Origin of the sequence: Burkholderia sp. CpTa8-5, from assembly GCF_017815045.1 — a bacterium.
Lineage (GTDB): Bacteria > Pseudomonadota > Gammaproteobacteria > Burkholderiales > Burkholderiaceae > Burkholderia > Burkholderia sola.
On sequence record NZ_JAGIQD010000013.1, the window covers coordinates 1 to 21,229 of the forward strand.

Here is a 21,229-nt window from a genome sequence, read left to right on the forward strand (position 1 = left end):
CGCGAAAGAGGCGTGATTCTATGCATCCGCCCCTATCCGCGCAAGCCCTTTGTGAAGAAAGTTTGAAAAAGCCTCCGGGCGCTGGCGCGCACGGAGGCTTTGAAGCACCCGGGCGAGGCAATCGCGCCGACGACGGATATAGGTCAGCCACCGGATACCTATCGCGGCGCCGGCCGATCAGCGGTGTTTGAACACAGGCTTCCGCTTCTCGACGAACGCCGCCATCCCTTCCTTCTGGTCTTCGGTTGCGAACAACGAATGGAACAACCGTCGCTCGAAGTGGACGCCTTCAGCCAGCGTCGTCTCGTACGCGCGGTTCACCGACTCCTTGACCATCATGACCGCCGGCAGCGAAAACTCGGCGATCGTCGTCGCCGCGGCAATCGCCTCGTCGAGCAGCTTGTCGGCTGGCAGCACGCGCGATACGAGCCCGGCACGCTCGGCCTCGGCGGCGTCCATGAAGCGCGCGGTCAGGCACATGTCCATGGCCTTCGCCTTCGATACCGCGCGCGGCAGACGCTGCGTGCCGCCCGCACCCGGCATGACGCCCAGCTTGATTTCCGGCTGGCCGAACTTGGCCGTATCCGCCGCGAAGATGATGTCGCACATCATCGCGAGTTCGCAACCACCGCCCAGCGCAAAGCCCGACACCGCAGCAATGATCGGTTTGCGGATCTCGCGGACCGTCTCCCAGTTGCGCGTGATGTAGTCGCCCCGATAAGCATCCATATAGGAATAGGCCGCCATCATGCCGATGTCCGCGCCGGCCGCGAACGCCTTCTCGCTGCCAGTCACGACGATGGCGCCGATATCGTCGTCCGCGTCGAACGCCTTCAGCGCAGCGCCCAGTTCATCCATCAACGCATCGTTCAGCGCATTCAGCGCCTTCGGACGGTTCAGCGTCACCAGACCGACACGCCCCCGGGTCTCCACCAGGATGTTCTCGTAAGCCATCTATTTCTCCTCGATCAATGAAATGAGAAACGCCTCGCACATGCGAATAGTTTGATGCTACCATTCTCCGACCAACCGGTCGGTTAATTAATCGATCCGATCCCTCTCAACGTTCATCAGGCTGTCGCCATGACCCATGCCCTGTTCACGAAGCACGAAGACACGCTGCAACACGCACTCGCCGCCATCGAGAGCCGCGGGTACTGGAGCCCGTTCGCCGAAATGCCGAGCCCCAAAGTGTACGGGGAAAGCGCAAGCGCGGACGGCGAGGCCGCGTTCAAGTCGCACCTCGACAAGACCTTCGTGCTCGACCAGCCGGCGTCCGATGACACGGTCGGCGCCGAGCGCTCACCGTACGGCATCGCGCTGGGCATCCGGTATCCGAAATCTACGCCGGACGCTCTGATCGCTGCCGCTGGCGCCGCGCAACGTACGTGGCGCGAAGCCGGCCCGAGCGCGTGGATCGGCGTCAGCCTCGAAATCCTTGCCCGCCTGAACCGTGCAAGCTTCGAAATCGCCTACAGCGTGATGCACACCACCGGGCAAGCGTTCATGATGGCGTTCCAGGCCGGCGGCCCGCACGCACAGGACCGCGCCCTCGAGGCGGTCGCCTATGCGTGGGACGAACTGCGCCGCATCCCGGCCGATGCGCACTGGGAAAAACCGCAAGGCAAGAACCCGCCGCTCGCGATGCACAAGCGCTATACGATCGTGCCGCGCGGCACGGGCGTCGTGCTCGGCTGCTGCACGTTCCCCACCTGGAACGGCTACCCGGGCCTGTTCGCCGATCTGGCAACCGGGAATACCGTGATCGTCAAGCCGCACCCGGGCGCGATCCTGCCGCTCGCGATCACGGTGCGGATCGCCCGCGACGTGCTGCGCGAAGCCGGGTTCGATCCGAACGTGGTCACCCTCCTCGCGACCGAACCCAACGACGGCGCCCTCGTCCAGGATCTCGCGCTGCGCCCCGAGATCAAGCTGATCGACTTCACCGGCAGCACGCAAAACGGCACGTGGCTCGAACACCATGCCCACCAGGCGCAGGTGTACACCGAGAAAGCCGGCGTCAACCAGATCGTGATCGACTCGACCGACGACCTGAAGGCCGCCGCCAAGAACATCGCGTTCTCGCTGGCGCTGTACTCGGGCCAGATGTGCACCGCGCCGCAGAACATCTACGTGCCGCGCGACGGTATCCGGACGGCCGACGGCCATGCGAGCTTCGACGAAGTCGCGCAAGCGATCGCGGTTGCCGTGCAAAAGCTCACCGGCGACCCGGCACGCTCGGTCGAATTGATCGGCGCGATCCAGAACGACGGCGTGACCGCGCGCATCGACGACGCGCGCAAGCTCGGCCGCGTGCTCGCGGACAGCATGACGCTCCAGCATCCCACCTTCCCCGACGCGCGCGTGCGCACGCCGCTCGTACTGCAACTCGACGTGGCCGATCGCGAGAAATTCACGCAGGAGTGGTTCGGCCCGATTTCGTTCGTGATCGCAACCGACTCGACCGCGCAGTCGCTCGATCTGGCCGGTGAAATCGCCGCCGAGCATGGCGCGCTCACCCTCTCCGTCTACAGCACCGACGACGCAATCATCGACACCGCGCATGACGCGGCGGTGCGTGGCGGGGTCGCGCTGTCGATCAACCTGACGAGCGGCGTATTCGTCAATCAGTCGGCCGCGTTCTCCGACTTCCACGGCACAGGCGCGAACCCGGCGGCCAACGCCGCGCTGGCCGATCCGGCATTCGTCGCCAACCGCTTCCGAGTGGTCCAAAGTCGCGTCCATGTTGCCCCGAAGGCGGCACCTGTGGAAGCTGGCCAGACGGCATAACCCGATTGGCCGACGTGCAAACGCCGCCATGTTCTCTACCATGAACGAATCCGCCACCCGGCGGGTTCGTCACTCACCGATACGCTCATGACAGACGCCTACATCTGCGACGCGATTCGCACTCCCATCGGCCGCTACGGCGGCGCCCTGAAAGATGTCCGCGCCGACGACCTCGGCGCGGTGCCGCTCAAGGCGCTGATCGAGCGCAATCGCGACGTCGACTGGGCGGCGATCGACGACGTGATCTACGGCTGCGCGAACCAGGCCGGCGAGGACAACCGCAACGTCGCGCGCATGTCGGCGCTGCTGGCGGGCCTGCCCACCGCCGTGCCGGGCACGACGCTGAACCGGCTGTGCGGCTCCGGGATGGACGCGGTCGGCACGGCCGCGCGCGCGATCAAGGCAGGTGAAGCGCGCCTGATGATCGCAGGCGGCGTCGAGAGCATGACGCGCGCGCCGTTCGTGATGGGCAAGGCGGCGAGCGCGTTCGCGCGCCAGGCCGACATCTTCGATACGACGATCGGCTGGCGCTTCGTCAATCCGTTGATGAAACAACTGCACGGCGTCGATTCGATGCCGGAAACCGCCGAGAATGTCGCGGTCGACTACCACATCAGTCGCGCGGATCAGGACCTGTTCGCGCTGCGCAGCCAGCAAAAGGCCGCGCGGGCGCAGCAAGACGGCACGCTCGCTGAAGAAATCGTCGCGGTCACGATTGCGCAGAAGAAAGGCGACGCCATCGTCGTGTCGCGCGACGAGCATCCGCGCGAGACGTCGCTCGAGGCGCTCGCGAAGCTGAAGGGTGTCGTGCGCCCGGACGGCTCCGTGACGGCCGGCAACGCGTCGGGCGTCAACGACGGCGCCTGCGCGCTGCTGCTCGCCAATGCGCAAGCAGCCGACCAGCATGGCCTGCGCCGCCGCGCGTGCGTCATCGGCATGGCGACCGCCGGCGTCGAGCCACGCGTGATGGGCATCGGCCCCGCGCCGGCCACGCAGAAACTGTTGCGCCAGCTCGGCATGACGATCGACCAGTTCGACGTGATCGAACTGAACGAGGCGTTCGCGTCGCAAGGTCTCGCGGTGCTGCGCATGCTCGGCGTCGCCGACGACGATCCGCGCGTGAACCCGAACGGCGGTGCGATCGCGCTTGGCCACCCGCTCGGCGCATCGGGCGCGCGGCTCGTCACCACGGCGCTCCATCAACTCGAGCGTACCGGCGGCCGCTTCGCGCTCTGTACGATGTGTATCGGCGTCGGTCAGGGCATCGCGCTCGCGATCGAACGCGTGTAACCGCCGCGCCGCGCGCCTATAACGAAGTCATGACGGAGATACTGCATGTCCTATCAGGCGATCCAGTTGGATATCGATCAGGCCGCGCGCGTGGCCACGATCACGCTCAACCGCCCCGACAAGCTGAACAGCTTCACGCGGGCGATGCATCGCGAACTGCAGTCGGCGCTCGATGAAGTCGAGGCGGCCGGTGCACGCGCGCTGATTCTGACGGGTGCGGGGCGCGGCTTTTGCGCGGGCCAGGATCTGGCCGACCTCGACTTCACACCGGGCGCGTCCACCGACCTCGGCACGCTGATCGACGAGCATTTCAATCCGCTGATCCGCCGCCTGCAGCGTCTGCCGATTCCGGTAATCGCCGCCGTCAACGGCACGGCGGCCGGCGCCGGCGCGAATCTCGCACTCGCGTGCGATCTCGTGTTCGCCGCCCGCTCGAGCAGTTTCATCCAGGCCTTCGTAAAGATCGGGCTCGTACCCGATTCGGGCGGCACGTGGTTCCTGCCGCAACGCATCGGTATGGCGCGCGCGCTGGGGCTCGCGCTGACCGGCGACAAGCTCGGCGCCGAACAGGCCGAACAGTGGGGCCTGATCTGGCGCGCGGTCGACGACGACGCGCTCGTCGCGACGGCCCGCCAACTCGCCGCCCAGCTCGCGCAGCAGCCGACGCTCGCGATCGCATCGATCAAGCAGTCGATGCGGGACAGCGTCACGAACACGCTCGATCAGCAACTCGACGTGGAACGTGACCTGCAGCGCAAGCTCGGTCAGTCGCACGACTATGCGGAAGGTGTGCAGGCCTTCATCGAGAAGCGCGCACCGCGCTTCGAAGGGCATTGACATGACGAACGCCACCGCCACGCTCGATCCCGATTCGCTCGCCCGCGCCACCGCTCAGGCCATGTACGACGCCGATGCCTGCAGCCGCGCGTTCGGCATGGAGATCGCCGAAGTCCGCGCCGGCTACGCCCGCCTGCAGATGCGCGTGCGACCCGAATTCCTGAACGGGCACCAGACCTGTCACGGCGGGATCATCTTCACGCTCGCCGATTCGACGTTCGCGTTCGCGTGCAACTCGTACAACGTGAATGCGGTCGCGGCCGGCTGCTCGATCGAATTCCTGCGCCCCGTGCACGGCGACGACATGCTGACGGCCGAGGCGATCGAACAGGCGCGTGCCGGCCGCCACGGCATCTACGACATCCGCGTCACGAACCAGACAGGCGACACCGTCGCGATGTTTCGCGGCAAATCCGCCCAGATCAAGGGCACGGTCATCCCGGAAGACCGCTGACGTCGACGGCGCGCCCATAACAAACACTGGAGACATGCATGACTACCCCGCTACCGCTCGAGCCAATCGAGACCGCCTCACGCGACGAGCTGACCGCGCTGCAGCTCGAACGCCTCAAATGGTCGCTCCGGCATGCGTATGACCACTCGCCCGTCTATCGCCGCAAGTTCGACGAAGCGGGCGTGCATCCGGACGACCTGAAGACGCTCGCCGACCTGTCGTGCTTCCCGTTCACGACCAAGGGCGACCTGCGCGACAGCTATCCGTTCGGGATGTTCGCGGTGCCGCAGGACCAGATCTCGCGCATCCATGCGTCGTCGGGTACGACCGGCAAGCCGACGGTCGTCGGCTATACGGCCGCCGACATCGACACGTGGGCGAATCTCGTCGCGCGCTCGATCCGCGCGGCCGGTGCGCGCCGCGGCGACAAGGTGCACGTCAGCTACGGCTATGGCCTCTTCACGGGCGGGCTTGGCGCACATTACGGTGCCGAACGCGCGGGCCTCACCGTGATCCCGTTCGGCGGCGGGCAGACCGAAAAGCAGGTGCAGCTGATCCAGGACTTCCGGCCCGACATCATCATGGTCACGCCAAGCTACATGCTGTCGATCGCCGACGAGATCGAGCGCCAGGGCCTCGATCCCGTGCAGAGTTCGCTGCGCATCGGCATCTTCGGCGCGGAGCCGTGGACCAACGACATGCGCGTCGCCATCGAACAGCGGATGGGGATCGACGCGGTCGACATCTACGGGCTGTCCGAAGTGATGGGCCCGGGCGTCGCGTCCGAATGCGTGGAGACCAAGGACGGCCCGACCATCTGGGAAGACCATTTCTATCCGGAAATCATCGACCCCGAAACCGGCGAAGTGCTGCCGGACGGCGAACTCGGCGAGCTCGTGTTCACGTCGCTGACGAAGGAAGCGCTGCCGATCGTCCGCTACCGCACCCGTGACCTCACGCGCCTGTTGCCAGGCACCGCCCGGACGATGCGCCGGATGGAGAAGATCACCGGCCGGTCGGACGACATGATGATCGTGCGCGGCGTCAACGTGTTCCCGACGCAAATCGAGGAGCAGTTGCTCAAGCAGCGCGCGCTCGCGCCGCACTATCAGATCGTGCTGACGAAGGAAGGCCCGCTCGACGTGTTGACGCTCAACGTCGAGCCCTGTCCGGAGACCGCGCCCGATACCGCGGCGATCCAGGCGGCAAAACAGGCGCTCGCGTACGACATCAAGTCGCTGATCGGCGTGACGGCCATGATCAACGTGCTGCCCGTGAACGGCATCGAGCGCTCGGTCGGCAAGGCGCGCCGCGTCATCGACAAACGCAAGGGCTGAGGTCACCCCGCCGCGCAGGCGACCGGCGCGAACGTCGCGTACTCGCCGCACGCACGCCGCGCAACGGCGAAGCCGTGCCTGCAAACGAAACAGCCCGGTCGGCCAATGCCGATCGGGCTGTTTTACGCCAAAGCGTCGTTCGACGTGACACGCACGGCATCACGCGAACCGAAATCACATGGGCACACCGGCGATCAAACCGGCATGCGCGTCACGCATGAGACGCGCCACGAATGCCGAATCTTGTGCACGGGCCACCCTCCGGGCAACCCGCGCCGCGCCCAATCACGAATTCGGGAACAACAGCCACATCCGGCCGACCTGCTTCATCCGGCCAGCCTGGTCGCCCGCGTCGTCGCCGAGCCCCCAGAAATAGTCCGCCCGCACGCCGCCCTTGATCGCCGAGCCCGTATCCTGCGCGAACACGAGCCGGTTCATCGGCGTATTCGTCAGCGGACGCGTGGTCTGCAGGAACACCGGCGTGCCGAGCGGGATCGACGACGGATCGACCGCGATCGAGCGCTCCGGCGTCAGCGGCACGCCGAGCGCGCCGATCGGACCGTCGGCGCCGCCGTGCGGCGCATCCTCCTTGGTCGGCATGTCGCGGAAGAACACGAAGCGCGGATTCGTGTCGAGCAGCGCGTCGACGCGCGTCGGGTTCGCCTTCGCCCAGGCCTTGATGCCCTGCATCGTCGCCTGCGCGGGCGTCAGCTCGCCGCGATCGAGCAGCCACTTGCCGATCGAACGGTACGGCTGGTTGTTGGTGCCGCCGAAGCCGACCCGCATCACCGAACCGTCGTCGAGCAGCACGCGCCCCGAGCCCTGCACCTGCAGGAAGAATGCCTCGATCGGATCGTCGACCCACACGAGCTCGTTGCCGTTCAGGATGCCAGCGCGCTCGAGCTGCGCGCGTGCCGGCAGCGCGGCGCCCGCGCGATAGCCGGCCGGCCAGCGATAGAGCGCGTACTGATACGGACCGCGGCGTACGCGCGAACCGTGCAGCAGCGGCTCGTAATAGCCGGTCACGAGCCCGTCGAGCGTACCGTCGGTGTTCGCGAACTGGAACGGCGTGAAATACGTTTCGAAGAAACTGCGGGCGCTGCTGACGTCGAGCTCGTCGAGCCGGTCGGCGGCCGCGCAAGCGCGCGCCCAGGCCGGCTGGCGCGCGAGCCGCGCGCAGTTCTGCCGCAGCGCGGCCGTCGCGCCGATCAGCGAATCGTCCTGCCAGCCCGGCACCTGCTGCCACGCGACCGGCGTGAGCCGCTTCGCGGCGACCTGCCCCGGCACGACCGCCGCACCGGTCGGCGGCTTCAGCGCGGAGGTCCGCGTCGGCGCGCCGCCGCACGCGGCGAGCAGCGCCGCCGCAGCAGCCGCAGCCATCCACCCGGCCAGCCGGGGCCCAAACCACATACAATGTCCGTTCTTGATGGAAACCGCCATGTCAGATTTTCTCGACCAATATCCGATGCTCATCTTCGCGCTCGAAGCCTTCGTCGCGCTTGCCCTGCTGATCTTCATCGTCGTGTGGACGTCGTCGGGCAGAAAGAAGCAGGCCCGCCGCGACGACCGCCAGCCGCGCTGACGCACACTGCACACCGCACGCTCAATGCAGCGTGCGCGGCATGTGCAGCGCGAACTCGTCGACCGGCGCCTCGAAACGCTCGCCGTCCTCCGCCACGCAGAAGTACGCGCCGCGCATCGTGCCGACCGGCGTCGCGATCACGGCCCAGCTCGTGTATTCGAAATGCTCGCCCGGCTGCAGCAGCGGCTGGTGCCCGACGACGCCGAGCCCCTTCACTTCCTGCACGTGGCTCTCGCTGTCCGTGATGATCCAGTGACGCGCGATCAGCTGCGCCGCGACCTGCCCGGTATTGCGGATCGTCAGCGTGTACGCGAATGCGTATTGACGGTGATCGGGGTCGGATTGTTCCGGCAAGTAGCTGGTTTTCACCGAAACGGTGAACTGATACTGACTCATGGTGTGTCCGCTGTAGGTAACCGCGCGCGCCGACTCGAGCGGCCGGGCCGCGGGCGCGCCGCATTGGTTCGGCATTCTATGCGCATTCGGGCCGCCACCGCACGGCCTGCCGCCGCGCAGCGGGTCGCCGGACGGTAGAATGACGGTTTTGCGCCGCAACGTCCCCGCTCCCCTGTCATGACTCAATTCCGCATCGCTCCCAGCATCCTGTCGGCCGACTTTGCACGGCTCGGCGAAGAAGTCCGCAACGTGGTCGCCGCCGGCGCCGACTGGATTCACTTCGACGTGATGGACAATCATTATGTGCCGAACCTGACGATCGGCCCGCTCGTCTGCGAGGCGATCCGCCCGCACGTGCAGGTGCCGATCGACGTGCACCTGATGGTGCGCCCGGTCGACCGGATCGTGCCCGATTTCGCGAAGGCCGGCGCGAACCTGATCAGCTTCCACCCGGAAGGCTCCGACCACATCGACCGCACGCTGTCGCTGATCCGCGACCATGGCTGCAAGGCCGGCCTCGTGTTCAATCCGGCCACGCCGCTGAACTACCTCGACCACGTGATGGATCGCCTCGACTTCGTGCTGCTGATGTCGGTCAACCCCGGCTTCGGCGGCCAGTCGTTCATCCCGGAAACGCTGAACAAGCTGCGCGAGGCGCGCGCCCGCATCGACGCGTACACCGAACGCACGGGCCGCGAGATCCTGCTCGAAGTCGACGGCGGCGTGAAGGCCGACAACATCGCGGAAATCGCGGCGGCCGGCGCGGACACGTTCGTCGCGGGTTCGGCGATCTTCGGCAAGCCCGACTATCGCAAGGTGATCGACGAGATGCGCGCGGCGCTCGCGACCGTCGAGCGGAGCTGACGCCGTGGCCGACTCGTCGTTCGCCGGCCACGCGCCGGCCGGAGCCGCCGCGGACGCTGCGCCGATTCGCTTCGCCGCGCCGCGCATCGATGCGGCGCTGATCGACCTCGACGGCACGATGGTCGACACGGCCGACGATTTCACGGCCGGCCTGAACGGGATGCTCGCGCAGCTCGGCGCGCCGGCCACGTCGCGCGACGAAGTGATCGGCTATGTCGGCAAAGGCTCCGAACACCTGATCCACAGCGTGCTGAAGCCGCGCTTCCCGGCCGACGAAGCGCACGCGCGCTTCGACGACGCACTGGCGATCTACCAGACCGAATACGCGAAGATCAACGGTCGCCACACGCGTCTCTATCCGGACGTGGCGGCCGGCCTCGACGCATTGCGCGCGGCCGGCATCCGGCTCGCGTGCGTGACCAATAAGCCGCACCGCTTCGCAGTCGAGCTGCTCGAGCAATACGGGCTGGCCGGCTGCTTCGGCATCGTGCTGGGCGGCGACAGCGTCGCACGCAAGAAGCCCGATCCGCTGCCGATGCTGACGGCCTGCGACGCGCTCGGCGTCGCGCCGGACGCCGCGGTCGCGATCGGCGACTCGGAAAACGACGCGCTGGCGGGCCGCGCGGCCGGGATGGCGACACTGACGGTGCCGTACGGCTACAACCACGGCAAAGCTATACAAACGATAAATTCGGATGGTATAGTCGATTCGTTGCTGGTCGCGGCTCGCGCAATTTCCGCGCACAACGCCGGCCGGCCAACCGTCTGATTATTTCTTCCATCCGCATGTTTCTGAATAAAAAACGGAGTCTGAGCAGCATCGACCGGGGAGCCTGGCCCTGGCGTCGCTGGTCGCGCTGACCTCTTCGATGAGGTACGCTGAAGCACGTCTTCAGCGCCGTTTTTTATCTCGCTGCGCATCCGCGCGCCGATCGTCGCACCACCTCGAGTTCCACTGTGTCCGAACGCTTGCGTTCAGGATCGGCCGCAGGCTCGCGACGTTCACGCCCGGAGTGCCGGCCGGCAACAGGCACTTCTCGATCGACCGCCCTTTCGCCGACGGCCACCCGCGCAGCGTCAAATGATCCCTGGCGCACGCGCCGCTCGTCCCGAACAGGACCGGAACATGACCGAACTCGAATTCCAATCGCTCGCGAACGAAGGCTACAACCGCATCCCGCTGATCGCGGAAGCCCTCGCCGATCTCGAAACGCCGCTGTCCCTCTACCTGAAGCTGGCCCAGCCCGAACGCGCGGGCGCCAACTCGTTCCTGCTCGAATCGGTGGTCGGCGGCGAACGTTTCGGCCGCTATTCGTTCATCGGCCTGCCCGCCCGCACGCTCGTGCGCACCCGCAACGGCGTGTCGGAAGTGGTGCGCGACGGCCAGGTTGTCGAGACGCATGACGGCGACCCATTCCAGTTCATCGAATCGTTCCAGGCGCGCTTCAAGGTCGCGCAGCGGCCGGGCCTGCCGCGGTTCTGCGGCGGCCTCGCCGGCTACTTCGGCTACGACGCGGTGCGCTACATCGAGAAGAAGCTCGCGAACACCGCGCCGCGCGACGATCTCGGCCTGCCCGACATCCAGTTGCTGCTGACCGAGGAAGTCGCGGTGATCGACAACCTCGCCGGCAAGCTCTACCTGATCATCTACGCGGACCCGGGCCAACCCGAAGCGTATGCGAAGGCGAAACACCGCCTGCGCGAACTGAAGCAGCGCCTGCGCACGACCGTGCAGCCGCCCGTCACGTCGGCGAGCGTGCGCACCGAGACGTTCCGCGAATTCAAGAAGGACGACTATCTGACCGCCGTGCGCCAGGCGAAGGAATACATCGCGGCCGGCGAGCTGATGCAGATCCAGGTCGGCCAGCGACTCACGAAGCCGTACCGCGACAATCCGCTGTCGCTGTATCGCGCGCTGCGTTCGCTGAATCCGTCGCCGTACATGTATTACTACAACTTCGGCGATTTCCACGTGGTCGGCGCATCGCCGGAAATCCTGGTGCGCCAGGAAAAGCGCGGCGACGACCAGATCGTCACGATCCGGCCGCTCGCCGGCACGCGCCCGCGCGGCAACACGCCCGAGCGCGACGCGGAACTCGCGACCGAGCTGCTGAACGATCCGAAGGAAATCGCCGAGCACGTGATGCTGATCGATCTCGCGCGCAACGACGTCGGCCGCATCGCGGAGATCGGTTCGGTGCAGGTGACCGACAAGATGGTGATCGAGAAGTACTCGCACGTGCAGCACATCGTCAGCTCGGTCGAAGGCAAGCTGAAGCCCGGCATGACGAACTACGACGTGCTGCGCGCGACGTTCCCGGCCGGCACGCTGTCCGGCGCGCCGAAGGTGCGCGCGATGGAACTGATCGACGAGCTCGAGCCGGTCAAGCGCGGGCTGTACGGCGGTGCGGTCGGCTACCTGTCGTTCTCCGGCGAGATGGATCTCGCGATCGCGATCCGCACGGGCCTGATCCACAACGGCAACCTGTACGTGCAAGCGGCGGCCGGCGTCGTCGCGGACTCGGTGCCCGAATCCGAATGGCAAGAGACCGAGAACAAGGCGCGCGCGGTGCTGCGTGCGGCCGAACAGGTCCAGGACGGCCTCGATAGCGACTTCTGACCGGAGACTGACCATGCTGCTCATGATCGACAACTACGACTCGTTTACCTACAACCTGGTCCAGTACTTCGGCGAACTCGGCGAGGACGTGCGCACCTACCGCAACGACGAAATCACGCTCGACGACATCGCGCGCCTGAACCCCGACACGATCTGCCTGTCGCCCGGCCCGAGCAATCCGCAGCACGCGGGCATCACGCTCGACGTGCTGCGCGAATTCGCGGGCCGGAAGCCGATCCTCGGCGTCTGCCTCGGCCACCAGGCGATCGGCGAAGCGTTCGGCGGCCGCGTCGTGCGCGCGAAGACCATCATGCACGGCAAGGTGAGCCGGATCGAAACCGACTGCCGCGGCGTGTTCGCCGATCTGCCGAAGCATTTCGACGTGACGCGCTATCACTCGCTCGCGATCGAGCGCGAATCGCTGCCGGACTGCCTCGAGGTGTCCGCGTGGACCGACGACGGCGAGATCATGGGCGTGCGCCACAAGACGCTGCCGGTCGAAGGCGTGCAGTTCCACCCGGAATCGATCCTGTCCGAGCATGGCCATGCGCTGCTCGAGAATTTCCTGAAGCAAAACCGCGCAGCGGCCCATGCCGCCGCACCGGCTGCCTGACGGGAGACGCACGATGACGATTACCCCGCAGGAAGCGCTGCAACGCACGATCGAGCACCGCGAGATCTTCCACGACGAAATGCTGCATCTGATGCGGCTGATCATGCGCGGCGACCTGTCGCCGGTGATGGCGGCCGCGATCATCACCGGGCTGCGCGTGAAGAAGGAGACGATCGGCGAGATCGCCGCCGCCGCGACCGTGATGCGCGAATTCGCGAACCACGTCGAGGTGCAGGACAACTCGAATTTCGTCGACATCGTCGGCACCGGCGGCGACGGCTCGCACACGTTCAACATCTCGACCGCGTCGATGTTCGTCACTGCGGCCGCGGGCGCGAAGGTCGCGAAGCACGGCAACCGCGGCGTATCGAGCAAGTCCGGCAGCGCCGACGTGCTCGAGGCGCTCGGCGTGAACATCGACCTGCAGTCGGACCAGGTCGCCGCATCGATCGCCGAAACCGGCATGGGCTTCATGTTCGCGCCGAACCATCACCCGGCGATGAAGAACATCGCGGCCGTGCGCCGCGAGCTCGGCGTGCGCACGATCTTCAACATCCTCGGCCCGCTGACCAATCCGGCCGGCGCGCCGAACCAGCTGATGGGCGTGTTCCACGCCGACCTCGTCGGCATCCAGGTGCGCGTGATGCAGCGTCTCGGCGCGCAGCACGTGCTCGTCGTGTACGGCAAGGACGGCATGGACGAGGTATCGCTCGGCGCCGCGACGCTCGTCGGCGAATTGCGCGACGGCAAGGTGCACGAATACGAGATCCATCCGGAGGACTTCGGCCTGCAGATGGTGTCGAATCGCACGCTGAAGGTGGAAAATGCGGACGAATCGCGCACGATGCTGCTCGGCGCGCTGGACAACCAGCCGGGCGTCGCACGCGAGATCGTCACGCTGAACGCGGGCACCGCGCTCTACGCGGCCAATATCGCCGAGTCGATCGCGGACGGCATCCAGCTCGCCCGCGAAGCGATCGCGAGCGGCAAAGCCCGCGCGAAGGTCGACGAACTCGTGCGCTTCACGCAGCAGTTCAAGCGCTGACCCTCTTACGAATCCAGCAGGAACCCCTATGAGCGACATTCTCGACCGAATCATCGCCGTCAAGCGCGAAGAAATCGCGGCGGCGCTGCGCAGCACGCCGCTCGAGGCACTGAAACTCGAAGCGTCCGCGCGCGACCTGCGCGACTTCGTCGGTGCGCTGCGCGCGAAGCACGCGGCCGGCAACGCCGCCGTGATCGCCGAAATCAAGAAGGCCAGCCCGTCGAAAGGCGTGCTGCGCGAGCATTTCGTGCCGGCCGACATCGCACGCTCGTATGCGGCGCACGGCGCCGCGTGCCTGTCGGTGCTGACCGACGAGCAGTTCTTCCAGGGCGGCGTCCGCTACCTCGAGGAAGCGCGCGCGGCCTGCACGCTGCCGGTGCTGCGCAAGGACTTCATCGTCGACGCGTACCAGATCGTCGAAGCCCGCGCGATGGGCGCCGACGCGATCCTGCTGATCGCCGCCGCGCTCGACACGCCGCTGATGCAGGATCTGGAAGCCTATGCGCACTCGCTCGGCCTCGCGGTGCTGGTCGAAGTGCACGACCGCCACGAGATGGAACAGGCGCTGACGCTGAAGACGCCGCTGCTCGGTATCAACAACCGCAACCTGCGCACGTTCGAGACGTCGATCCAGACCACGCTCGACATGCTCGACATGATTCCGGCGGATCGCATCGTCGTGACCGAATCGGGCATCCTGTCGCGCACCGACGTCGACACGATGCGCGCGGCGAACGTGAACACGTTCCTCGTCGGCGAGGCGTTCATGCGCGCCGAGCAGCCGGGCGAGGAACTCGCACGGATGTTCTTCTGATGGCGATCGAACAGGAAATCAAGCTCGCGCTGCCGGCCGGCCAGGCCGATGCCGCGCGCCGCTTCTTCGAGACGCTGACCGGTGAACCCGGTCGCGCGATCACGCTAGCGAACGTCTATTACGACACGCCCGATCTCGCGCTCGCGCGCTCGAAGAGCGCGGTGCGCGTGCGCCGCACGCCGGACGGCTGGCTGCAGACGTTCAAGACGGTCGGCAGCGCGGAAGGCGGCCTGCATAGCCGCCACGAGTGGGAACTGCCGGTCGCGGGCGACGCGCTCGAAATCGACGCGCTCGTCGCGGCCTGCGACGTGCCGGAAGCTGCCGCCGCGCTGAATGACGCAGCCGGCGCGCTGCATGCGCTGTTCCGCACGGATTTTTCGCGTACGCTGTGGCGCATCGCCATCGGCGGCGCAACCGTCGAGGCCGCGGTGGACCTCGGCGAGATCGTCGTCCAGGCGGAACACGAAACGCGCCGCGAACCGATCAGCGAAATCGAACTCGAACTGATCGACGGCCCGGAAACGGCGCTCGCGACGCTCGCCGCCGAACTGCAGCAGGCGCTGCCGGGTCTCGTTCCCGAAAACATCAGCAAGGCGCAGCGCGGCTACCGGCTGCGCGCGCAATAAACACGCATCACGCATGGCAACCCGCAAGACTTCCCGCGCGCCGCAACAGGCGTCGCTGTTCGACGATCCCGTGCCGGAAACGGCACCGGCCGATATTCCGTCCGCGGCTTCCGAGCCGCCTGCCGCTCGGCGCAAACCCGCAAAGAAAACCGCCGCACCGGCGGCCGTGCCCGAACCGGCCCCGGCCGCCTCGGCACCGCGGCCCGTTGCCACCGACGTACCGCATCTCGCCGCGCAATTCGACGCGCTGCCGGCCGTCTGGCGCGACGTGCTGAAACCGTTCACCGACAGCGACGCGTTCGCGCCGCTGTGCCGCTTCGTCGACGAAGAGCGCGCCGCCGGCAAGACGGTCTACCCGACCGACGTGTTCCGCGCGCTGCGCCTGACGCATCCCGACGACGTGAAGGTCGTGATCCTCGGTCAGGATCCGTACCACGGCGACGACCGCGGCACGCCGCAGGCGCACGGCCTCGCGTTCTCGGTACCGCCGGCCGTCCGCACGCCGCCGTCGCTGCGCAACATCTTCAAGGAAATCGCCGCGAACTTCGGTCACGACACGCCGCGTCACGGCTGCCTCGACACGTGGGCGCGCCAGGGCGTGCTGCTGCTCAACACCGTGTTGACGGTCGAGCGCGGCGCGGCCGCGAGCCATGCGAAGCGCGGCTGGGAACAATGCACGGACACGCTGATCCGCGAGCTCGCCGGCCGCCATCGTGGGCTCGTATTCATGCTGTGGGGCGCGCATGCGCAGGCCAAGCGCGCGCTGTTCGACGCGAACGCGCATTGCGTGCTCGAGGCGCCGCATCCGTCGCCGCTGTCCGCGCACCGCGGCTTCCTCGGTTGCCGCCATTTCGCGCTCGCGAACGACTACCTGGTCGATGCCGGCCGCGAACCGATCGACTGGCGCCTGCCGGACGTGGCCGAAACGCTCGCGTAACGGCCTCGGCGGCGAGTTCGCCGGCCGAATGCAAAAACGCCGCGTCCCTTTCGTGAAGGGCGCGGCGTTCTTTATCGGGTGACGCAGCGGGTGCGTGGCACCCGCGTCGACCTGGCGCGTTAACTTGGCGCGTTAAGCGGCGGCGATCGCTTCGCGTGCGCCGGCCAGCGCGGCGCTCTGCGCGTCCGGGCCGAGGTTCAGGCCTTCCGCGTGGATGAAGCTCACGTCGGTCAGGCCGATGAAGCCGAGGAACGTGCGCAGGTACGGGGTCTGGCTGTCGTTCGGCGTACCCAGGTACTTGCCGCCACGGGCCGTCACGACGTGAACCTTCTTGCCCTTGATCAGGCCTTCCGGACCGTTCTCGGTGTAGCGGAACGTGACGCCTGCGCGGGCGATCCAGTCGAAATACGTCTTCAGTTGCGACGAGATGCCGAAGTTGTACATCGGCGCGCCGATCACGATGATGTCGGCGGCTTGCAGCTCGGCGATCAGTGCATCGCTCTTCGCGACGATCGCATTCTGTTCCGCGGTGCGCTGGTCGGCCGGCGTGAAGAACGCACCCAGCACCGATTCGTCGAGGTGCGGCAGCGCATCGGCGAGCAGGTCGCGAACCACGACGTTCGCGCCGGGGTTCGATTGTTGCAGCTTTGCCGTCAGTTCGTTGGCCAGCAGCGTGGATTGCGCGCCTTGCGAACGCGCAGCGGAATTGATTTGCAGAATGGTCGTCATGTCAGGCTCCGGGTGGGGTTGCGCTTCGGTAGCGCGAGTGACGCCATTGTGCGTGGCCATATGACGGCGAAAAAGCGGGTTCAGGGCGACGGATTGTTGCAACAGCAGAACAATCCTTGATCGCGCCCCGCTACCCGCTTTCGTACGCTTACCCCTTCAGCCACGCTTCGCGGGCCTTCGTGGCCGCGGCCGGCTTCGCGGCCGCCGTCAGCCGGTAGCGCGTGATGTCCGGCCCGTCGAGCTTCAGTTTCGCGGTGCGCAGCTCGTCGCGGCGGAACGCGTGAACCTCGACCTTGTCGCCCGGCCGGTAGCGGGCGAGCAGCGCATCGAGGTTCGTGCCCGTCACGCGCAGCCCGTCGACCGCGATCAGCGTGTCGCCGGCCGACAATCCCGCGCGATGCGCGGCGCCGCCTTCGTAGACCGCCGCCAACGTGCAGTCCGCGCCGCCGCGCAGGCGCGCGCCGATCGTCGGCTTCGCGGCCGCGCCGAGCGCGACGTCGGGGGCCAGCGTCACGCCGAACGGCGCGAGCAGTTCGGCGAGCGGCAGGTCGCGCGTGCCGTGCACGGCGTCGGCGAACAGGCGGCCGAGCGCGACGCCTGTCGCTTCCTCGATCAGCGTCTCGACTTCGTTTTCCTCCACGCCCGCCTGCTTGCCGCCGCGATAGAAATCGCGGCCGTAGCGCTGCCACAGCATGCGCATCACGTCGTCGAGCGACTTCCGGTTGCGCGTCTGTGCGCGGATCGCGAGATCGAACGCGAGCGCAACGAGCGAGCCCTTCGTGTAATAGCTGACGATCGCGTTGGTCGCGTTCTCGTCCTGGCGGTAGTACTTGATCCATGCGTCGAACGAGCTGTCCGCGACGCTCTGCTTGAGCCGGCCCGTGCCGCGCAGCACGCCGCCGATCGTGCGGCCGAGCGCCGCGAAATAGTCGTCCTGCGACATCAGCCCGCTGCGAACCAGCATCAGGTCGTCGTAATACGACGTGAAGCCTTCGAACAGCCACAGCAGCGACGTGTAGTTCTCGCGCGTGAGGTCATATGGCACGAACGCCGCCGGCTTGATGCGCTTCACGTTCCACGTATGGAAGTACTCGTGGCTGCAGAGGCCGAGATACGTGCGATAGCCTTCCGTCGTTTCCGGGCGCCCCTTCACCGGCAGGTCGGTCCGGTTGCAGATCAGCGCGGTCGACGCACGATGCTCGAGGCCGCCGTAGCCGTCGCTGACCGCGAGCGTCATGAACACGTAGCGATCCATCGGCGCCTTCTTCGACTTCGGCTCGAACAGCGCGATCTGCGCTTCGCATACGCGCTTCAGATCGGTACGCAGCCGCTCCAGGTCGAGCTGCGTCACGCGCCCGGCGATCACGATATCGTGCGGCACGCCGTGCGCGTCGAACGTCGCGAGCGCGAATTCGCCGATCGTCACCGGATGGTCGGACAGCTCGTCGTAGTTCGCCGCGCGATACGCGCCGAAACCGTAGCGCCTGGTGCCGCGCGCCTCGGGCAGCGACGTGCCGACGCGCCACGTGCGGAACGCCGGGCCGGCCGGTTTCGCGATATCGACTTCGCACGGCGCCGCCTCGCGGCCGGCGACGCTCAGGAATACGGCCGTCGCGTTGAAGAAGCCGCCCGAATCGTCGAGATACGCGGAGCGCACCGACAGGTCCCACGCATAGACGTCGTAGCGCAGCGTCAGCGCGCCGCTGACGGGCGCGGCCTGCCACGTGTGCTTGTCGGTCTTCGCGATGCGCACCTTGCGGCCCGCGTCGCTGAACGCATGCAGCGTCACGATGTTGCGCGCGAACTCGCGCACGAGATAGCTGCCCGGAATCCATACAGGCAGCGAGAAGCGCTGGCCGTCGGGATCGGGATCGGCAACCGTCACCGTCACTTCGAACAGGTGCGCGGCAAGATCTTTCGGGACAATCGAATAGCGGATCGGCTGGGTCATCGTGGCAATCGGTCGGTCGAATACGGCGGCGAAAACGAAGAGAGGCGCCGGCAGATCATGCGGGCGCCCCTCGCTGGCCGGGCCATGCGCCCGGCGTGCAGTCGGTTACTTGCTCGAGGCGAGCGCCTGGTTGAGCTGGTCGGCCGATACCGCGCCCGGCAGGCGGCGGCCATCCGGCAGGAAGATCGTCGGCGTGCCCGTGACGTTCATCCCGCGGCCGAGCGCGAGGTTCTTGTCGAGCGCGGTGGTGTCGCACGTGCCGGCGCCGGACGGCGCGCGGTGGTCGAGCATCCAGCTTTCCCACGTCTTCGCGCGGTCGGTCGCGCACCAGATCGCCTTCGACTTCGCGGTCGAATCCGGCGACAGCACCGGGTACAGGAACGTGTAGACGGTCACGTTGTCGACCGACTGCAGCGTCGTCTCGAGCTTCTTGCAGTACGGGCAGTTCGGATCGGAGAACACCGCGATCTTGCGGGCGCCGTTGCCCTTGACGACCTTGATTGCATTCGCGAACGGCAGGCTCGCGAAGTCGATCTTGTTGATTTCGGACAGGCGGGCGTCGGTCAGGTTCTTGTGCGACTTGGTGTCGACGAGATCGCCGAGCAGCACGTAGTCGCCTGCCGCGTCGCTATAGATGATCTGCGAGCCGAGGTTCACTTCGTAAAGGCCTGCAACCGGCGATTTCGACACGCTCTTGATCGGCGCGTCGCTGCCGAGACGGGCTTGCAGCGTGGCCTTCAGCTTGTCGGTGGTCTGGTCGGCCTGCGCGGTGCAGCCCAGCGTCGCCATCGTGACGGCCAGCGCCAGCGATGCGATGCGGATCGTTTTTTTCATCGAAATCTTCCTTCAGCTCAATCGGAGTGCACGGCACAGTGTACGCCGTTATGGAACCGTCTCCGACCCGCGCTGTTGCAGAAGGTTCGATCACCCAAGCGCGGCCGACACGAGCCAGCGCTTCACGAGCGGCTGCGCGCCGACGAACGCCATGCCCGCGTTGCGCACCGCCTTCGCGAGCGAGCTCGGCACCGCGAACAGCCGCTGCAGGCCGTCGGTCGCGACCATCAGCGCGCGGATGTCCTCGCGGCGCGAACGCTCGTAGCGGCGCAGCAGCACCGGATCGCCGAGGTTGCGGAAGCTTTCCTTGCGCGCGATCGCGTCGGCGAGCGCGGCGACGTCGCGCAGCCCGAGGTTCATCCCCTGCCCGGCGAGCGGGTGGATCAGGTGCGCGGCATCGCCGACCAGCGCGACGCGCGGCGCGATCAGCTTGTCGACCGTCTGCAGCGCCAGCGGAAAGCCGGCGGCCGGCGTCACGCATTCGAGCGTGCCGACCTGGCCGTGCGACACGCGCTCGACCTCGGCCGCGAGCTGCGCCGGATCGAGTGCGAGCAGTTCGTCCGCATGCGCGGTGTGCGCGGACCATACCAGCGACACGTGGCCGTCCGGCAGCGGCAGCAGCGCGACGATCTCGCCTTCGTGGAACCACTGGTAGGCCGTCTCGCGGTGCGGCAGCGACGCCTTGAAGTTCGCGACGACGCCCGTCTGCCGGTAGTCGCGCCGCTCTACCCTGGCCCCCATTTGGGAGCGCACCCATGAATGCGCGCCGTCGGCGCCGACGACGAGATCGGCTTCGAGCACCTGCCCCGACGACAGCGTGAGCACGGCCGCGTCGTCGCGCACGTCGAAACCCTGCGCACGCGCGTCGAACCACGTGAGGTTCGGCTGGAACCGCAGCGCGGCGTCGAGCGACGCCTCGACCCGCGACGATTCGGCGATCCAGGCGAGCTGCGGCACGGACGCCTGGTAGGCGGAGAAATGCAATTCGGCATGCGCATCGCCATACACGCGCATGTCGTAGACCGGCGCGAGCCGGCCGTGGTCGAGCGCCTGCCAGACCCGCAGCCGCTCGAGCAACGCCTGCGAACTGGACGACAGCGCGTAGACGCGCGTGTCGAACGCGAGATCGGCGGGGCGCGGCGTGGCCGGCTGGGCGAGCAAGGCGGTCTTGTAGCCGGACTGGGTCAGCGCGAGCGCGGCCGTCTTGCCGACGAGCCCGCCGCCGACCACGGCGACGTCGAAGGAGTGGTGGGCAGTCATGGCGGGCATTATAGCCGCGGGGCCAAACCCTTACGCGGCCGGACTTTGCGGGAAATCAGCAGAATCGCAGGCCGGTGCGCCGGCGCGGCGGCCCGCCGCATCGGCCGTTCGGCGGCAAGCCCGGAATCCGGAGCGCCGGCACGGTACAATAGCGTCTTTGACCGTCGGCCCGCCGCGCTCCACGCGCCGGCCGCCCTTTTTCCCGCGCCGCCGTGCCCTGTCCGGCCGCGCCGCCTCACCCGTCCGAAGG

20 protein-coding genes are annotated in these 21,229 nt (G+C 67.2%); 13 read left to right on the top strand and 7 right to left on the bottom strand.

Features of this window, described 5'->3' with window-relative positions; genetic code table 11:
• Nucleotides 1-177 precede the first annotated feature (177 nt).
• Nucleotides 178-954, bottom strand: a complete 777-nt coding sequence (locus tag J8I35_RS20140) for an enoyl-CoA hydratase (protein WP_050013041.1) — start codon at nucleotides 952-954, stop codon at nucleotides 178-180.
• Nucleotides 955-1,083: 129 nt separating this feature from the next.
• Between J8I35_RS20140 and paaN the strand changes: the two genes are divergently transcribed.
• From paaN to paaK, 5 genes are all read left to right on the top strand, one after another.
• On the top strand, nucleotides 1,084-2,790 hold the full coding sequence (gene paaN / locus J8I35_RS20145; RefSeq protein WP_209926733.1) for a phenylacetic acid degradation protein PaaN: 1,707 nt from the start codon (nucleotides 1,084-1,086) through the stop codon (nucleotides 2,788-2,790).
• Between the two features lie 87 nt (nucleotides 2,791-2,877).
• Nucleotides 2,878-4,080 carry a 3-oxoadipyl-CoA thiolase gene (gene pcaF / locus J8I35_RS20150; RefSeq protein WP_089488135.1) on the top strand — a complete coding sequence of 401 codons (1,203 nt, stop codon included), beginning with the start codon at nucleotides 2,878-2,880 and terminating at the stop codon, nucleotides 4,078-4,080.
• A gap of 45 nt (nucleotides 4,081-4,125) precedes the next feature.
• Nucleotides 4,126-4,917: a 2-(1,2-epoxy-1,2-dihydrophenyl)acetyl-CoA isomerase PaaG gene (paaG, locus tag J8I35_RS20155; RefSeq protein ID WP_050013044.1), complete on the top strand. Its 792-nt coding sequence runs from the start codon at nucleotides 4,126-4,128 to the stop codon at nucleotides 4,915-4,917.
• A gap of 1 nt (nucleotide 4,918) precedes the next feature.
• Nucleotides 4,919-5,371: a hydroxyphenylacetyl-CoA thioesterase PaaI gene (gene paaI / locus J8I35_RS20160; protein WP_089488134.1), complete on the top strand. Its 453-nt coding sequence runs from the start codon at nucleotides 4,919-4,921 to the stop codon at nucleotides 5,369-5,371.
• A 38-nt stretch (nucleotides 5,372-5,409) separates the two neighbouring features.
• Complete coding sequence (gene paaK / locus J8I35_RS20165; RefSeq protein ID WP_209926742.1) at nucleotides 5,410-6,708, top strand: phenylacetate--CoA ligase PaaK; 1,299 nt, start codon at nucleotides 5,410-5,412, stop codon at nucleotides 6,706-6,708.
• A gap of 285 nt (nucleotides 6,709-6,993) precedes the next feature.
• Here the strand turns inward: paaK and J8I35_RS20170 are convergent, their stop codons facing one another.
• Both J8I35_RS20170 and apaG read right to left on the bottom strand, forming a co-directional pair.
• Entirely contained in the window at nucleotides 6,994-8,226 is a 1,233-nt protein-coding gene (locus J8I35_RS20170) for an MltA domain-containing protein (RefSeq protein ID WP_080334218.1), read from the bottom strand.
• An 85-nt stretch (nucleotides 8,227-8,311) separates the two neighbouring features.
• Entirely contained in the window at nucleotides 8,312-8,686 is a 375-nt protein-coding gene (gene apaG / locus J8I35_RS20175; RefSeq protein WP_006477037.1) for a Co2+/Mg2+ efflux protein ApaG, read from the bottom strand.
• A gap of 177 nt (nucleotides 8,687-8,863) precedes the next feature.
• On the opposite strand from apaG, the gene rpe reads away from it, so the two are divergent.
• The 8 genes from rpe (at nucleotide 8,864) to J8I35_RS20215 (ending at nucleotide 16,205) form a co-directional block, all read left to right on the top strand.
• On the top strand, nucleotides 8,864-9,550 hold the full coding sequence (gene rpe / locus J8I35_RS20180; RefSeq protein ID WP_006482066.1) for a ribulose-phosphate 3-epimerase: 687 nt from the start codon (nucleotides 8,864-8,866) through the stop codon (nucleotides 9,548-9,550).
• A 4-nt stretch (nucleotides 9,551-9,554) separates the two neighbouring features.
• On the top strand, nucleotides 9,555-10,319 hold the full coding sequence (locus tag J8I35_RS20185; protein ID WP_124653585.1) for a phosphoglycolate phosphatase: 765 nt from the start codon (nucleotides 9,555-9,557) through the stop codon (nucleotides 10,317-10,319).
• 357 nt (nucleotides 10,320-10,676) lie between these two features.
• The gene (gene trpE / locus J8I35_RS20190) at nucleotides 10,677-12,170 is read left to right on the top strand and encodes an anthranilate synthase component I (RefSeq protein WP_209926743.1); all 1,494 of its coding nucleotides are present in this window, start codon (nucleotides 10,677-10,679) and stop codon (nucleotides 12,168-12,170) included.
• A 13-nt stretch (nucleotides 12,171-12,183) separates the two neighbouring features.
• Nucleotides 12,184-12,783: an aminodeoxychorismate/anthranilate synthase component II gene (locus J8I35_RS20195; RefSeq protein WP_124557513.1), complete on the top strand. Its 600-nt coding sequence runs from the start codon at nucleotides 12,184-12,186 to the stop codon at nucleotides 12,781-12,783.
• Between the two features lie 13 nt (nucleotides 12,784-12,796).
• Complete coding sequence (trpD, locus tag J8I35_RS20200) at nucleotides 12,797-13,828, top strand: anthranilate phosphoribosyltransferase (protein ID WP_050013172.1); 1,032 nt, start codon at nucleotides 12,797-12,799, stop codon at nucleotides 13,826-13,828.
• A 28-nt stretch (nucleotides 13,829-13,856) separates the two neighbouring features.
• The gene (gene trpC / locus J8I35_RS20205) at nucleotides 13,857-14,642 is read left to right on the top strand and encodes an indole-3-glycerol phosphate synthase TrpC (protein ID WP_006477043.1); all 786 of its coding nucleotides are present in this window, start codon (nucleotides 13,857-13,859) and stop codon (nucleotides 14,640-14,642) included.
• A complete protein-coding gene (locus J8I35_RS20210; RefSeq protein ID WP_011546533.1) occupies nucleotides 14,642-15,268 on the top strand; it encodes a CYTH domain-containing protein in 627 nt (208 codons plus the stop codon). Before trpC ends, J8I35_RS20210 begins: the two co-directional genes overlap by 1 nt.
• 13 nt (nucleotides 15,269-15,281) lie before the next feature.
• Nucleotides 15,282-16,205 (top strand): uracil-DNA glycosylase, encoded by a 924-nt coding sequence (locus J8I35_RS20215; protein ID WP_124557515.1) that lies wholly within the window; start codon nucleotides 15,282-15,284, stop codon nucleotides 16,203-16,205.
• A 132-nt stretch (nucleotides 16,206-16,337) separates the two neighbouring features.
• Here the strand turns inward: J8I35_RS20215 and J8I35_RS20220 are convergent, their stop codons facing one another.
• The 4 genes from J8I35_RS20220 to J8I35_RS20235 all read right to left on the bottom strand — a co-directional run bounded on the left by J8I35_RS20220 (nucleotide 16,338) and on the right by J8I35_RS20235 (nucleotide 20,988).
• Complete coding sequence (locus tag J8I35_RS20220; protein ID WP_050013052.1) at nucleotides 16,338-16,934, bottom strand: NAD(P)H-dependent oxidoreductase; 597 nt, start codon at nucleotides 16,932-16,934, stop codon at nucleotides 16,338-16,340.
• A 148-nt stretch (nucleotides 16,935-17,082) separates the two neighbouring features.
• The gene (locus J8I35_RS20225) at nucleotides 17,083-18,885 is read right to left on the bottom strand and encodes a PDZ domain-containing protein (protein ID WP_209926746.1); all 1,803 of its coding nucleotides are present in this window, start codon (nucleotides 18,883-18,885) and stop codon (nucleotides 17,083-17,085) included.
• Nucleotides 18,886-18,990: 105 nt separating this feature from the next.
• The gene (locus tag J8I35_RS20230; protein ID WP_050013054.1) at nucleotides 18,991-19,719 is read right to left on the bottom strand and encodes a DsbC family protein; all 729 of its coding nucleotides are present in this window, start codon (nucleotides 19,717-19,719) and stop codon (nucleotides 18,991-18,993) included.
• Nucleotides 19,720-19,809: 90 nt separating this feature from the next.
• Nucleotides 19,810-20,988, bottom strand: a complete 1,179-nt coding sequence (locus J8I35_RS20235) for a UbiH/UbiF family hydroxylase (RefSeq protein ID WP_209926748.1) — start codon at nucleotides 20,986-20,988, stop codon at nucleotides 19,810-19,812.
• Between the last annotated feature and the right edge of the window lie 241 nt (nucleotides 20,989-21,229).